Consider the following 13,918-nt stretch of genomic DNA (forward strand, 5'->3'; position numbering starts at 1 on the left):
TTCATTGCTTCACTGCTTACTGCCCCCGCATTCCGTTTCTTCGGGAGAACGTCCCCTGGGGAAGGCACACCCCGATAACGCCTACTAGAATCATAATCGTGCCAAGGAAATGGTAATAAAATAACTGCTCCTGCAAAATCACAGCCCCCGCCCCGATTGTAACGATGGTGGACAGCTGGTTGAACACACTCATCTTGGAAGCCTCAATATGGGAGATGGCATAATTGGACAGCAGGGAAGTGAACAGTGAAGAAAGTACAGCCAGATACATAATCGCCAGCACAAATTTTAGACTTAGAAACGGCTCGAAGTAGCTGCTCACACTCCCTTCGGAGATGTGCTGGACAAGGGACATGGCATTGAAGACCACAAATCCTATAGCGATCATTACAAAAGACACATCGGACAGCTTGAAGTTCTTCATCCATTTTCTCGCCAGGACAGTATACATTGCGGACGAGAATGCGGACAGAAGAATAAGTATTAAGCCAGCGGCATTCAATGAATGGGTCTGAGCCCCTTTCATAACGAAGATAAACACAACCCCGGCTACAGAGAGAAGCATAAACAGGTTTTGCAGCAGGGTGGATCGCTCCCTTAGAAGGAATGTGGCCAGAATCATTGTAAGAATCGGAACCGTGGCTGTAACAATGCCTGCTTCAGAAGAGGAAGCATAAACAAGGCCGAAGGTCTGAAAAGCGAAGAAAAGCGCCGGGTAGAAAACCGCCAGCGGCAGAATCCGCAAAATGCTGCTCCACTGCAACCTCAGCCTATTTCGTCCTACAACCAGCATTACCATCGCTGCAAGAAGGGAGACCGTGAACCGGTGCGCAAGAACATCCATGGGGCCTGCCGCCTGAAGGGCGAGCTTCACAAAAATAAAAGAAAACCCGATTATCAGGGCGTTCAAAATCGCAGCTAAATATGCCTTGGTCATTTTATTGTTGGTCATAACTCAGTTCCTTTGCCGCCTGAAGTTAACAGGCTTTGTTAATATGTAGCATCTCTTATTTTATATGGGGAAAGTGCCCGTAACAATACAAATTCGTGGAATAAAGCCAATCACGGCCACACTGGAGGATGGCAGGACTAAAGTGTCAATTTTGCTATATCCCTCCTTGAGGGGACGGCCCTATGTTAAAATATACCGGAATAATCTTGAAAATTTCTTTGAGGACTACCGATGGGAGGAAACTGACGATGAACGTGGAGGATCAGGAAGAACGCGAAGCTCAAGCCTTGGGCTGGGATGCCATAGATGAGCAGTTGAAGGGCATTTACGGGGATCAGGAGCCGAAGCATTACGGTACGATGATCCCTTATATCCTGGGAGGACCCGACCCGCTGGACGGAATCAGCGCATACCTGCGGGCCGAGCCGGTTCCGCATTGGCATTTTGTCACCTATGGGTTCTCTGAACTCTATGAGAAGGAATCTGAGAATGTGGAGGAAAGCGGATATGGCTTCGAGCTGACGTTCCGGCTCCGGAAGCTGGACGATGAAGACGAGCCGCCGGCTTGGGCCCTGAATCTTTTGCAGAACATGGGGAGATACGTATTTGGCAGCGGAAATACATTCAAATCCGGCGATTACCTGGATGCAAACGGGCCTATTGCGCTCGAGCACGATACAAGGCTGACCGCGCTGGCATTCATCCAAGACCCGGAGCTTCCTGAAATACAAACCCCAAATGGCAGCGTTGCTTTCCTGCAGATGGTGGGCATCACCCAGAACGAGCTTGAAGCTATGCAGGCGTGGAACACCGTAGGAGTGTTAACAGAAGCCTTATCTTCCGGCCTGCTGCCTCTATACGTTACGGACTTGTTCAGACCCTCCCTACTGGATGATGCAGAGCTAGCCCGGAAGCTCCGGCAGGGGGCCGAGCGTGAGGGCTCCAGCACCGGTTTCCTGTTCGTCGACCAGCTGGGATGGGAAGAGAAGAAGGGGCTGTTCCGCGGCACAAGCTATACCCTGGTGATCGGGGCCAAGCAGGCTTCAGTGATCAGCCAGGTCCTGCCGGGAAGAGCTTTGAAAGAGCGGGCCCTTAGGCTATCCTCACGGGACACTCTTGTGGTTCTCCGCCAAGGGGATCAACCCGGCGTACAGCAACAGGAAAGCGGCATAGAGCTTGTCCTAAGTGAAGAGGCCATTCGCGAGCTCTCCACAAGGCTTAGCCCGGTAGCCCAGGAATTCAAGCTTAGCAGCTTCAAGGACCTTACAGTCAAGATCGTCCGAACTGAAATCAAGGACCAGCAGGGACGTGTGGTGGATACGATCGGGTGATCTGATTTAGATTTAGATTTTAATTTTGATTTGAAGGCTCATCTTATATATGGAAACAAGCAGCCTCTTCCACTTCGGAACAGGCTGCTTGTTATATGAATTAAGGATCTGTTAATAGACAGGCCTAACTAAGCGATCTGGATCAAATTTCAATGGTCAAATAAGTATGTGATATCTCCTCATAGGCCTCCTTGGAGTGAAGCCATTCTTCCTTGTCCCCCAGGCAATTGCAAATTAACGAGGTCTCGCCCAGCTGGAACTGCTTGCGATAATGAACGTGTCCGCAAATTGCATACTTTATGGTGTGCGGGAATTCGGCAATCAGGTCGCTGTAATGCCTGCTTCCCAGAAAGGCGTTGAAGTAATCCCAAACCTGGTGAGGGGTAGGGACAATAAAGTTCTCATGGGGTACGACATGAGTAACCAGAATAATCTTTTTATCCTTATGCTGCTCAATCTGTTTTCTAAGTTTCTGATAAAAGAATTGATGAACCTCTGCAGCACTCAATCCCCAATCTGCGTAAATTTTGTCTTTCCAGATACGGCCGTTATACTTCATCTCTTGGAAATGCACTTCCGCGAATTTATCGCTCCCAAAAGAGAAATCGTACCAGCCCACATCTCCAATCACTACCCATTCTTCATTTATATGATAAGGAGCGGCTGTGATATTTCCCTTGAACTCTTGAAGGTGGCGATAGAGAGACCAAGCGTCTTTCTCCGGGTAATCAATATTCCAAAGATCATGGTTACCCGGTACAAATAGACAGTCTACCCCTGATCTGCTCTCTATCTCTTCAAGGAAGGACAGCGTAGTCGCATAATTATTGGAGACATCTCCAGCTATGATAAGCAGGTCCGTTCCGGTCTCCTGTACAATCCTGCCCAAGGCCTCCTGAATGGTCCCCTCGTTCTTTACATTGTTCTTATCGATGTGCACATCTGAAATAATGCCTATCCTCATACCTATCTCTCCTGTTACCATTAGCTGTGCAGGTGACACCTCACCAAGTGCCCTTCCCCTCCAGGAGTCAGAGCAGGCACCTCCCTACTGCACCTGTCGTATGCATAAGGGCATCGGCTCTGAAAGGAGCAGCCCCCCTGAATCTCCAGCGGATTCGGCAGTTCACCCTGCAAAATAATTCGCTCTCTCTTCACCTCACCCGTCCCGGTGGGAATAGCCGAGATCAGGGCCTGCGTGTAAGGGTGGAGCGGGGACGCGTATAAGGTGTCCACATCCGTCAATTCCACGACCTTACCCAAATACATAACCGCAACCCGGTCACTCATATAATGAACCACATTCAGATCATGCGAGATGAACAAATAGGTTAGATCGTACTGACTCTGTAAATCTTTGAGCAGGTTCAGAATCTGTGATTGAACCGACACATCCAGTGCCGACACCGGCTCATCCAGGATAAGGAATTCCGGCTCCAGCATCAGTGCTCTGGCGATTCCGATCCGCTGCCTTTGCCCACCGCTGAGCTCGTGGGCATAATGAGCCGAATAAGCCGAATTCAGTCCAATCCGCTCCAGCATCTCATGCACTCTGTATTTCCGTTCTCGCCGTTCCCCAATCCCATGAATGACGAGCGGTTCCTCCAGCAAGGTGCCCAGAGTATGCCTGGGGTTAAGCGATGTGTATGGATCTTGAAACACATATTGAATTTCTCTTCGGACTGCCTTCGATTCTCTGCCGCCAAGCTGTGTAATGTCCCTTCCTTTGAACTTAATCTCCCCGCTGGTTAGCGGGATCAGCCGGGCCGCCAATTGCCCGGTCGTGGATTTCCCGCATCCGCTCTCGCCAACAAGCCCTAGGGTTTCGCCCTTTCGAATCGAGAGGGATACTCCATCCACCGCGCGAAGGACCTGCTTGGCGCGCAAGCCGCCGCCGACCGGATACTGCTTGATGAGGCTGTCTATCTCCACAATATGCTCAACTGACTGCATCAGCTTCAGCTCCCCTCTCTTCCAGTAAAAAGCAGCGTGCGGAATGTGCCCCGCTGACCTGCTTGAGTACAGGGGTTCCTTCAAAGCACTCCCTTGTTGCATGAGCACAACGCGTGCTGAAGCGGCATCCTCCTCTACGCTCTCTTAAGGAAGGCACGGTTCCCTTAATCGAGAACAGGCGCTGATTCTTCTTGCCTGGGGATGGAACCGAACTCATCAGCCCAATGGTGTAAGGGTGCTTCGGGCCGGTAAATATATCATCAACAGGACCTTCTTCAACAATTTGGCCTGCATACATTACAGCAACCCGGTCACACATCTCCAGGATGACCCCAAGATCGTGGGACACCAGAAGAATCGCGGTTCCTTCCTCCTCGCTAATGTGCTTGAGAAGATCCAGAATCTGCGCCTGAATCGTCACATCCAGGGCCGTTGTCGGCTCATCCGCAATGATCAGATCAGGATTGCAGGACAACGCCATTGCAATCATTACGCGCTGCCGCATGCCCCCTGATAGTTGGTGGGGATATTCGCCAAGCAGCGCCTCGGGGCGGGACAATCCTACTTTGTGCAGCAGTCTGATTGCGTGCGCCTTTGCCTCCGTCTTGGAGTATTCAAGATGCAGACGGATGCCTTCCATCAACTGCTGCCCAATGGTCAGCGAAGGATTCAGCGAGGTCATCGGGTCCTGGAAGATCATAGCCACCTTCCGGCCGCGGATCCGGCGGATCTGTTCCTTGCCCAGCTGATGCACCGGGCTTGCCTCAACCCAGATCTCTCCGCTTCGGATACTCATATTACCGGGAAGCAGACCGAGCACCGACAGCGAAAGTATGCTTTTGCCGCACCCGGATTCACCAACAATACCGACAACTTCCCCGGGACGGACAGATAAGGTTATCCCCTCCAGCACAGGCAGGGTTTCCTTCGGGGATTTGAGGTCAACATCCAAACTGCGGATATCAAGCAGGAGCGCCTGTTCATCTATCTTGTGCGGCATCTGTATTCTCCTTTCCAATTCGTGTCCTCTCTATTTCCTGCGGTCCCGCAGATCGCGAATTCCATCACCCAGCAGATTGAACCCGAGCACCGTCAGTGTAATGAAAATGCCGGGAGCCAGCGTGTACCATGGCGCCTTGCTGATATAACTCTGGGACTCATTCAGCATCCTCCCCCAGCTGGGGTCGGGAGGTTGAACCCCAAGCCCTAGATAACTCAGCGCCGCCTCAATCAGAATCGCTGTGGAGAAGCTGAGGGAGGCAGCCACAATAATGGAGGACAATATATTCGGAAATATATGAGTGACAATCAGCCTTGCATGGCTTGCTCCAAGCCCCTTCGCAGCTTTGACGAATTCAGCCTCCTTATACTGAAGGAAGCCGCTTCGGATGATGCGGGCAAAGGTGGGAATAGACAGTACCCCAATAGCGATCATGGTCTGAAATAGACTTGGTTTGTAGATGGCGACAAGAATCAGGGCAAGTAGAATTCCGGGGAAAGCCATCAGGGCATCAATGGCACGCATCAATACCTCATCCACCCAGCGGCCAACGTAACCGGCCAATGAGCCGATAATAAAACCTCCTATAACACCTATGCTTACGGCTACAAACCCTACGGCGAACGCCGTACGCGCCCCTTCCATTACCCTGCTCAGAATATCCCGGCCGAAATTATCGGTTCCCAGAAGATGTGCACTTCCGGGTGCTTTCAGCCGGTCCGTAATATTCATATCGTTCACTCCGTAAGGCACATAGAATAAACCAACAATCATAATGATCAGAAGAATCGATACAAGAACAACACCCAGCCATAACGTTAAATTTATTTTGCTATTCATGTCAGACTCCTATTTCAACCGGATTTTGGGGTCCAACCACCGATAGGACAGATCGACCACAAAATTAAGTGTGATTACGATAAAAGCAATTAGCACAACCATCCCCTGAATCAATGGATAGTCCCGATTGCTGATCGCTGTAATCAACAAGCGGCCAAATCCGGGCAGAGTAAACACCTGCTCCACCACCAAACTTCCGGCCAGAATCTCGCCAAAATTCATGCCAACGACCGTGATGACAGGAATCAGAGCATTTTTCAGCACATGTTTGAAGTAAATGTTCGATTCCTTCAGGCCCTTGCTGTAAGCGGTCCGCACATAGTCCAGATTCAGCTGTTCCAGCATGGTTGTACGCAAATAGCGGACCACAATGGCAATCTGCGGAATAGCCACGGCTGTAGCCGGTAACAGCAAGGATTTGAACGCCAGCCAAGGGTCCTTCGACCAGGGAACGAATTGGCTGATGGAGAACCATTTCAAGGTCAGACTAAAGATAAGAATCAGCAGAATTCCAGTCCAGAACGACGGGACCGCAAGGCCGAGCTGGGTGCCAATCGAGATAATTAGATCCATAACCCGTCCTCTTGCCCGTGCGGCCAGAATGCCAAGGGGAACGGCAATGACCAGCGTAATGCTCAGAGATATCACCGCGAGTGAGAAAGTTACGGGCAGACGGCTGACAATCATATCAAGAACTGGTTCCGAGAATCGGATCGATTCTCCGAAATCCAGCGTCACAATCCCTTTAATCCAGTTCAGAAATTGCTCGAACAGCGGCAGGTTCGCACCGAGCTTCGCTTGAAGCTCGGCAACCTGCCCGGGTGAAGCCTCCATACCAAGAATCGCCAGCGCCGGATTACCCGGAATGATCCGGAACGCGGCAAACGATAGAAGAACAACAAAGAATACGGTAAGAAGCAATGTCAATATACGTCTAGTTAGATACAAGATATTCATGATGGCGCATCCCCTTTTGAAGCTTGCTGATCACCATATATGTCTATTTTGACAAATATAGGGTCGAAATGTCCTGCACGTACAGCGGATACTGCTTGTATCCCTCAATATTTTTCTTGAGAGCCACGTTCAAATTAGGGTCCATAATATAGACGGCTGCGGCATCATTCGTCAGAATTTTCTGAGCTTCCTTATACAGGGCAGCCCGTTTCTCCGGGTCAATCTCCTTAAGTCCCTCTTTCAGCACCTTGTCGTACGCGGGATCACTGAAATTGAAGAAGTTGTTCTTCGAATCAGAGACATACTTGTTAAGAATGTCATTCGGGTCCAATTTGCCATCGAGGCCAATAATCGTCATATCGTAATCACGTCCCTGGTAGACTTGGGACAGCCAGACGGCCCACTCTACAGGCACGATTTTGACCTTAATTCCCACCTTGGCAAGCTGCTGCACAATAACCTGTGCCGTGTCCACATGGAATTTATAATTGGATGGAACGGTTAACGTTGTCGAGAAACCGTCCTTGTAGCCAGCTTCAGCCAGCAGACTCTTGGCTTTGTCCAGATTGGTCTTATAGGTATCCTCAAGACCGGCCTCATAATACTTGGACATAATGGGGCTCATGTTGGACCCAAGCTTCGTTCCTTTTCCAAGGGCAACCCCGTTAATGATTTCGTCTTTGTCGATCGCATAGTTAATGGCCTGGCGTACCTTCAGATTATTGAAAGGCTTACGTGCGATATTGAAGGTCATCAATTGAACAAGATTCTGCGGTGCACTTACCGATTTGAAGTCATCGCCAAGCTCATCCAGCTTCTCCGTACCGATGCGCGGGAAAATATCCGCTTCGCCGGATTTCAGTGCAAGCAGAGCGGCTTCCTGGTCAGGAATGATGCGGAACTCTACTTTATCCAGCTTCGGAACATCCTTCACATAGTAGTCCGGGTTCTTCTCCAGAACCAGGCGCTGTCCCGGAACGTACTCAACGAACTTGAATGGCCCGGTGCCAATGGGCTTCTTGTTGCTGTCCTGATAATTCTTAGGAATAACGGCTGCAATCAAAGAGGTCAGAAAAGATGCATTGTTCTCCTTCAACTTGATGACAACAGTGTGATCATCCGGTGTTGTAATACTGTCAATTCCCGCAAAGGCAGGCTGAAGCGGCTTGCCGGTATCCTTGCCGGCCAGACGGTCATACGAATACTTCACATCCTGCGCAGTCAGCGGGTTCCCGTTATGGAATTTAACCCCCTGCCGAAGCTTGAACGTATAGGTAAGACCATCTTTGGAAATTTCATAAGATTCGGCAATTGCCGGGTACACCTCGCCTTTCTCGTTCGGCTTGAGCAGCCCCTCATACACATTGAACATCATCTCGGAAGTCCCTGCCGCAACGGCTAGATGAGGGTCCAGATAGTCAGGGTCCTGCGGAACAATGACAACAATGCTGCCTCCCTTGGCAGCCTCGGCCGCCTTCCCGGCATCCCCAGTCCCCTTTCCGGTTACTGCGGAAGACGGACTACCTTCGGCCTCGTTTTTGCTACTGCTGCATGCCGAGAGAACTCCAATAAGCAGCACGCTGATCATCATAAATGAAAAAATCCGGTTTATCTTTTTCATATTTCCCTCCTGAACATAGGTTATCTTTGTATAATTCCCGGTAACTCCTGAATGGACTTAATCGTATGGCCATGCCGGATTTCTTCAATCCCCAGCTGCCCAAAACGGTTAATCAGCAGGGCTTCCATCCCCACTCTGGAACTGCCAATCACATCATCATAGTAGTTGTCCCCGATATATAAGCTTTCTTCTGGGGTAACCCTTGCAGCGTGCAGGGCTTGTTCGAAAATCTCCTTGTCCGGCTTCTCCACACCCACTTCCGAAGAGATCATTATATGGTCGAAATAATCGAGAAGCTCCAGCTCGTCCAGAAGTGCTCTGGCGCTGTGATCCCAATTGCTGATCAGACCGACTCCAATCGCCTTCTGTTTCAACCATTTAAGCACTTCAGGTGTAAAAGAATATGGAAGCCAGCGCTGCTTCGTATAGCTCTGTAATTCAGTCAACCGGTTTACCTGATCATGCAGATTGAAATGTAATCCGAGTGTGTAATTCAGGACCCCTATATACCATGCATAGAACGTGGTCATCTCCTTACCCAAAGCTCCGGGATACTGTCTCATAAACAGCTTGTCTGTCAGATGATACGCCCGCTCGATCTCCTCCAGGGGAAGGTCTATTCCCTGTTCAAGAAGAAACTGCTGATAGACGGCCTCCCTCTGCTGATAGACCAGCGTATATCCCAAATCAAACCAAATAAAAGATTTCTTCATGCTCTCCTCCTGATGCACAAAGGCGAATGCTTCGCTTCTCCAGAACCAATTCACACTCTTGCCTGTTGGTAATTCTTAAATTCAACTTCTTAGTTCTAAATTCTTGATCCATGGCAGCAGAACATGGGACGGATACTGCGCCTCATGATAAATCGTCTGGGTCGCTGTCAAAAAGTCTGTCTCCTTAACCTCTCCCGGCTCCTTAAACCGGTTCGGATTGCGGTCAAACGTAGGGAACAGGGAACTCGTAATATCCACACGGATTGCATGTCCCTTAAGGAACACATTAGCCGTGGCTCCCAGAGAAATCTCATACCTGACTACTTCACCCGGAGTCACGGGTTCAGGATGCTCCAGGGAATGACGGAAGCTTGCCCGTACAATGCCTTCGGCTATATTGATTGCCCTGCCATCGGGATACACATCAACCAGCTTCACTACAAAATCGGTATCTTCGGCTGTGGTAGATGCATACAGAACGACTCCCAAATCCCCGGCTATCGTTAGATCCTCGGTAAGAACCTCCGACGTATAGATAAGAACATCATTCCGGATCTCAATCGGCAGCTGATTCTTAGGCCCCATCGGAGTCAGGTCAGGAACGGCACCTGACCGCCCACCCAATGCGGGAACCGGGATTGAAGGATGGTAGACGTAAATATCAGGATGCTCATCTGACGGCTTGTTCAGATCAAGCCGTCCATCGCCGTTAATGGAATTGGCCCTTGATGTACTGTGCAGATAGAAAGGGGTCTCTTCTGCCTCGGGCAGAGGCCATTGATCTGCCGCTTTCCACTTGTTCTCTCCCATAAGGAAATACCTTACGGGCGGCACACCTTCCCAAGCGCCATGATCCTCCTTGAGCCACCGGTTGAACCATTTCAGCTGAATCTGATCGATTCGGTTGACGGCCTCAGGGCCAAAGTCCAGCTCACCGACATATCGTGACCAAGGCATGTGATACCAAGGTTCCACCAGCAGGTATTGGTTGTCTCTTGCAGTCTGAGTCCCTCCCTCCTGTCTCACACCAAGGAAATTCTCAATAGTGCCGTCCAGGAAAATGTCGTACCAGCCTCCAAGATGGAGAGCCGGGATCTCAATGGAATTGTAATTCTCTCTCAGAGATTGGGATGCCCAATATTCACCACGGGTGAAGTACTTAAGCCACTCCTGATAATAGGGTGCAAGCTCTTCAGGGAAGGCCTCCTTCAAGGGAAGAGACTTATACAGATTCTGGACAGACGAAGCAAGACTGGACAGCGTCCGGGTCCAATCGTCCCGCTGGCTGCGCAGAGCATGATTCTCTCCTATGAAGAGGACCCAGGACTGGATCAGGGCAAGGGAGAAGGCGCCGCTGCGGTACGTCTTTCCTTGATATGCGTCACTCCCGATCATGCCTGGAGCAATACAGATTAAATGAGGGGGACGCTCCAAAGCGGCCAGCCACTGAACTGCACCTACATAGGAGAATCCATACATTCCTACCTTCGGAATGACATGAGGTAGAGCCGCAGCCCATTCAATCGTATCGAACCCGTCCTCTCCCTCCTTGCGATAAGGATCGAAATCCCCTTCCGAGGCCCAGCGTCCCCGGGTATCCTGAACCACCACAACATAGCCATGCTGTGCGTACCAGGATGGGTGAGCATAATTCATCGTCTGTGCATCTTCCTTGTTGTAAGGAGTCCGCATCAGCAGGACTGGGAACTCCTCCTCCGTATCCGGCCTGTAAATGTCGGCGAAGAGCCTTACCCCATCCCTCATGGGAACGGAAACATTTCGCTCGATCCTAATGTCCCTGACATGATAACGGCCGCTCATACGGATTCTCCTCCTTGTCTTCCACCTGCCAGATCCCGGTATGCAGGGAGTCCACCTGCGGATTCAGATGCCTTGACCGCTCGTACAATGGCCGCTGCCACCACCTCTGCTGACAGAGACCCGACAAGGTCTACGGAAGCATCCACACCTCCGGTTGCGGCAGCGAACACGGTATCCCCATCATGCAGGGTATGAACCGGGTAGATCGTTCGGGCTAGCCCGTTCTGGGCCATCTCGGCTACTTTCTTCACCTGGCTCTTGCTGAGATTAGCGTTGCTGGCCACAATAGCCAGTGTCGTATTCGTCCCAGGGGGAACCGGATTGAAAGAGAAGGGCCGCTTCGTCAGCCAGGTGATGCTGTCTTCAAGCTCACCTGCATCTCCAATCGGTCCAGCCAGTACCTCTCCGGTCGCAGGATCACGAACTTCGCCCAGCGCATTGACTGCGGCGACCGCTCCAATCACCAGTCCCCCTGGCAGGCTAATGGATGCGGTGCCCAATCCACCCTTCATGGCCCTCTCGAAGCCCCCGACCTTGCCGACCGAGGCCCCGCACCCCGCTCCGACGTTGCCCTGCCGGGCTTCAACGTCCGAAGCGAGGCTTGCCGCAAGATAACCCATATTCCGGTCAGGCCGGACAGAGGGATCTCCCATGGACAGGTCGAATAACACCGCCGCCGGGACAATAGGCACCACGCCGAAGCGGACATCCGCTCCAATTCCTTTCTGCTCCAGGAACTCCATAACTCCGCTTGCCGCATCCAGCCCATAGCTTGAACCACCGCTTAGACAAACGGCATGGACCCGGTCAACCAAGCGGGTCGGTTCAAGCAAGTCGGTCTCCCGCGTCCCGGGAGCAGAGCCGCGGACATCTACACTGCAGACAGCCCCGTCCTCCCAGATAACGACCGTACAGCCAGTCAAGGCTTTCTCATTGTGTGCATGTCCCAATTTCGTCCCCGGCACATCTACGATTGAACCCTCTAACTTCATCATCCTGTGGTACCTCCTATGCTGCTTTCATTGCGCATACACTGATCTGAATAAAAAAGGAGATGACACACCTAATAGCAATTAAGTGAAGTCATCTCCGGCGGTCCGGTAAATGTGATTATTCTCATAGACATAGTATGCTTTGATGTGGGACATGTTAGCACAACTTTTAAAGCTTCGTCAATCCGTAATTTTCAAGATTGACAAGCCTTATATCATTGTTTAATATATCCGTTAAATCCATAAACTTAACTAATCCTATGAATTTAATAAGTATTCTACCAGACAAACTGGAGATATTTCTTTTGCAACAAACAATAGAAATATCTCCTTTTTTATTTCAATTTATTTGGAGGTACGATGATGTCAACATTACAAAATGGGCAAGAAAATCATGTAAACAATGACCTGCTGCTTGAAGACCTGCTAAATTTCCCCTTGGTTGATGCCTTGTTCGGGAGACGATCCAGACGTTTCTTCTTGGGAGCTGAGATTCCTGACGGACAGCTGGCTTACAAATCGCAGCATGAACCGCTCCCGCTTAATGAATTGGAGCGGCTGCTTATTCTGCTTGCGGTTGGGGGCGTAACCGGATGGCACCATTCGGTTACACGTCATGACCGTTATAAACCACATCTATCCAATTACTCCGGATCAGCTACAGGCCGGACCTTTCCTTCGGCTGCCGGCTTCCATACGTCTGAAATCTTCTTTACAGACGATTCGGGAACGTATATCTTCAAAACCCGTGATGCGGTTCCCGAAGTCCAGCGTGATGAGAATGGACGGCTGAATGTCGAAGAGCTCCTCCGCACCTATAAGAAACACATTCACAAGCTCTCTGATAAGCGTCTGCATATTCCTAATTACGAACCCTACATGGAAGGCCACAATTCCTGGGTAGCGAACAAACCCGGTACACTGCTTGCCTTCCCGGTGGGTGATCTGGCTCAACACACGATCGCTAACCTGTGCTTTTATGTACAGAACGGGCTGTGCATATATGATGATGTCAATCAGCGCCAAATCCCGGGCATTGAGCAGTTTAAAGACCTGGTGGATACAGATCATCCACTTCCGCTCACCTTCCTCGACCAGTATTCATTAGCAGAGCTCTCGGCTGAGCTTGCCACATCCACTTATGCCGGTGCATTGATGCAGCAAGCGTTAGGTCTTGGCGGCTGGATGTTCGACGGAATTGACCGGTTGACTGTGCTAGGGGCCAGCGGAGATCCCGACGTTCCAGGACTTGGCTTCCGTTATGATACCGATAAGCGATGGTCTCTTCCTAACCCTACAGGGCTGGAAGATGTATTTGTCTCCTACACCCCGCCGCACTTCGAGTCTATGAAAGCCGCGGTTGATGCCTTCTGTGACAGGAAGTTTGGACCCGGAGGACCATTCCATCCTGACACTCCGGGCCCTTGGAAGAAGAGTGACAAAGTCCGTGAAAGTGCGCAAGTACACGATGAGCAATTCCGTGCAGCCGTTACCCTGCAGGCCCAATATGTGTTTGATACCTTCGGTAAATTTCCGGCTACCGTTCCTTCGGTATTCAGCTTAATGTATTTGCAGACCCACCACCTGGATTTGGACTATTACGATAATCTTTTTGGGCCAAATGCTTATCTGAAATCCCATGAGCAGCATCTCGAACGCTATCACAACATCATTAGAAATAATAAGAAGAACGTTAAATAGACAATTGAATAGTAAAGCGCAAAGCCTGAAGCAGAGT

At 50.5% G+C, this 13,918-nt stretch carries 12 protein-coding genes; 2 read left to right on the top strand and 10 right to left on the bottom strand.

The window, feature by feature from the left end; translation table 11 throughout:
- Positions 1–16 precede the first annotated feature (16 nt).
- Positions 17–952 carry a DMT family transporter gene (locus KJS63_RS10880; protein ID WP_213619158.1) on the bottom strand — a complete coding sequence of 312 codons (936 nt, stop codon included), beginning with the start codon at positions 950–952 and terminating at the stop codon, positions 17–19.
- A 248-nt stretch (positions 953–1,200) separates the two neighbouring features.
- On the opposite strand from KJS63_RS10880, the gene KJS63_RS10885 reads away from it, so the two are divergent.
- Positions 1,201–2,283 (top strand): suppressor of fused domain protein, encoded by a 1,083-nt coding sequence (locus tag KJS63_RS10885; protein ID WP_213619159.1) that lies wholly within the window; start codon positions 1,201–1,203, stop codon positions 2,281–2,283.
- A gap of 142 nt (positions 2,284–2,425) precedes the next feature.
- Here the strand turns inward: KJS63_RS10885 and KJS63_RS10890 are convergent, their stop codons facing one another.
- From KJS63_RS10890 to KJS63_RS10930, 9 genes are all read right to left on the bottom strand, one after another.
- Positions 2,426–3,247 carry a metallophosphoesterase gene (locus tag KJS63_RS10890; RefSeq protein ID WP_213619160.1) on the bottom strand — a complete coding sequence of 274 codons (822 nt, stop codon included), beginning with the start codon at positions 3,245–3,247 and terminating at the stop codon, positions 2,426–2,428.
- A 20-nt stretch (positions 3,248–3,267) separates the two neighbouring features.
- A complete protein-coding gene (locus KJS63_RS10895) occupies positions 3,268–4,236 on the bottom strand; it encodes an ABC transporter ATP-binding protein (RefSeq protein WP_213619161.1) in 969 nt (322 codons plus the stop codon).
- Positions 4,223–5,236 (bottom strand): ABC transporter ATP-binding protein, encoded by a 1,014-nt coding sequence (locus KJS63_RS10900; protein ID WP_213619162.1) that lies wholly within the window; start codon positions 5,234–5,236, stop codon positions 4,223–4,225. The genes KJS63_RS10895 and KJS63_RS10900 overlap by 14 nt, the downstream gene beginning before the upstream one ends.
- A gap of 30 nt (positions 5,237–5,266) precedes the next feature.
- Positions 5,267–6,076, bottom strand: coding sequence for an ABC transporter permease (locus KJS63_RS10905; protein WP_068620836.1), 810 nt, complete (start codon positions 6,074–6,076; stop codon positions 5,267–5,269).
- Between the two features lie 9 nt (positions 6,077–6,085).
- On the bottom strand, positions 6,086–7,033 hold the full coding sequence (locus KJS63_RS10910; RefSeq protein ID WP_213619163.1) for an ABC transporter permease: 948 nt from the start codon (positions 7,031–7,033) through the stop codon (positions 6,086–6,088).
- A 43-nt stretch (positions 7,034–7,076) separates the two neighbouring features.
- Positions 7,077–8,654 (bottom strand): ABC transporter substrate-binding protein, encoded by a 1,578-nt coding sequence (locus KJS63_RS10915; protein ID WP_213619164.1) that lies wholly within the window; start codon positions 8,652–8,654, stop codon positions 7,077–7,079.
- A gap of 20 nt (positions 8,655–8,674) precedes the next feature.
- Positions 8,675–9,367, bottom strand: coding sequence for an HAD family hydrolase (locus KJS63_RS10920; protein ID WP_213619165.1), 693 nt, complete (start codon positions 9,365–9,367; stop codon positions 8,675–8,677).
- An 81-nt stretch (positions 9,368–9,448) separates the two neighbouring features.
- Complete coding sequence (locus KJS63_RS10925) at positions 9,449–11,188, bottom strand: CocE/NonD family hydrolase (RefSeq protein WP_213619166.1); 1,740 nt, start codon at positions 11,186–11,188, stop codon at positions 9,449–9,451.
- Positions 11,185–12,183, bottom strand: coding sequence for a P1 family peptidase (locus KJS63_RS10930; RefSeq protein ID WP_213619167.1), 999 nt, complete (start codon positions 12,181–12,183; stop codon positions 11,185–11,187). The genes KJS63_RS10925 and KJS63_RS10930 overlap by 4 nt, the downstream gene beginning before the upstream one ends.
- A gap of 360 nt (positions 12,184–12,543) precedes the next feature.
- Between KJS63_RS10930 and KJS63_RS10935 the strand changes: the two genes are divergently transcribed.
- The gene (locus KJS63_RS10935; protein WP_213619168.1) at positions 12,544–13,881 is read left to right on the top strand and encodes a hypothetical protein; all 1,338 of its coding nucleotides are present in this window, start codon (positions 12,544–12,546) and stop codon (positions 13,879–13,881) included.
- The last annotated feature ends 37 nt before the right edge of the window (positions 13,882–13,918 follow it).

Origin of the sequence: Paenibacillus sp. J22TS3 (assembly GCF_018403205.1) — a bacterium.
GTDB lineage: Bacteria > Bacillota > Bacilli > Paenibacillales > Paenibacillaceae > Fontibacillus > Fontibacillus tuaregi.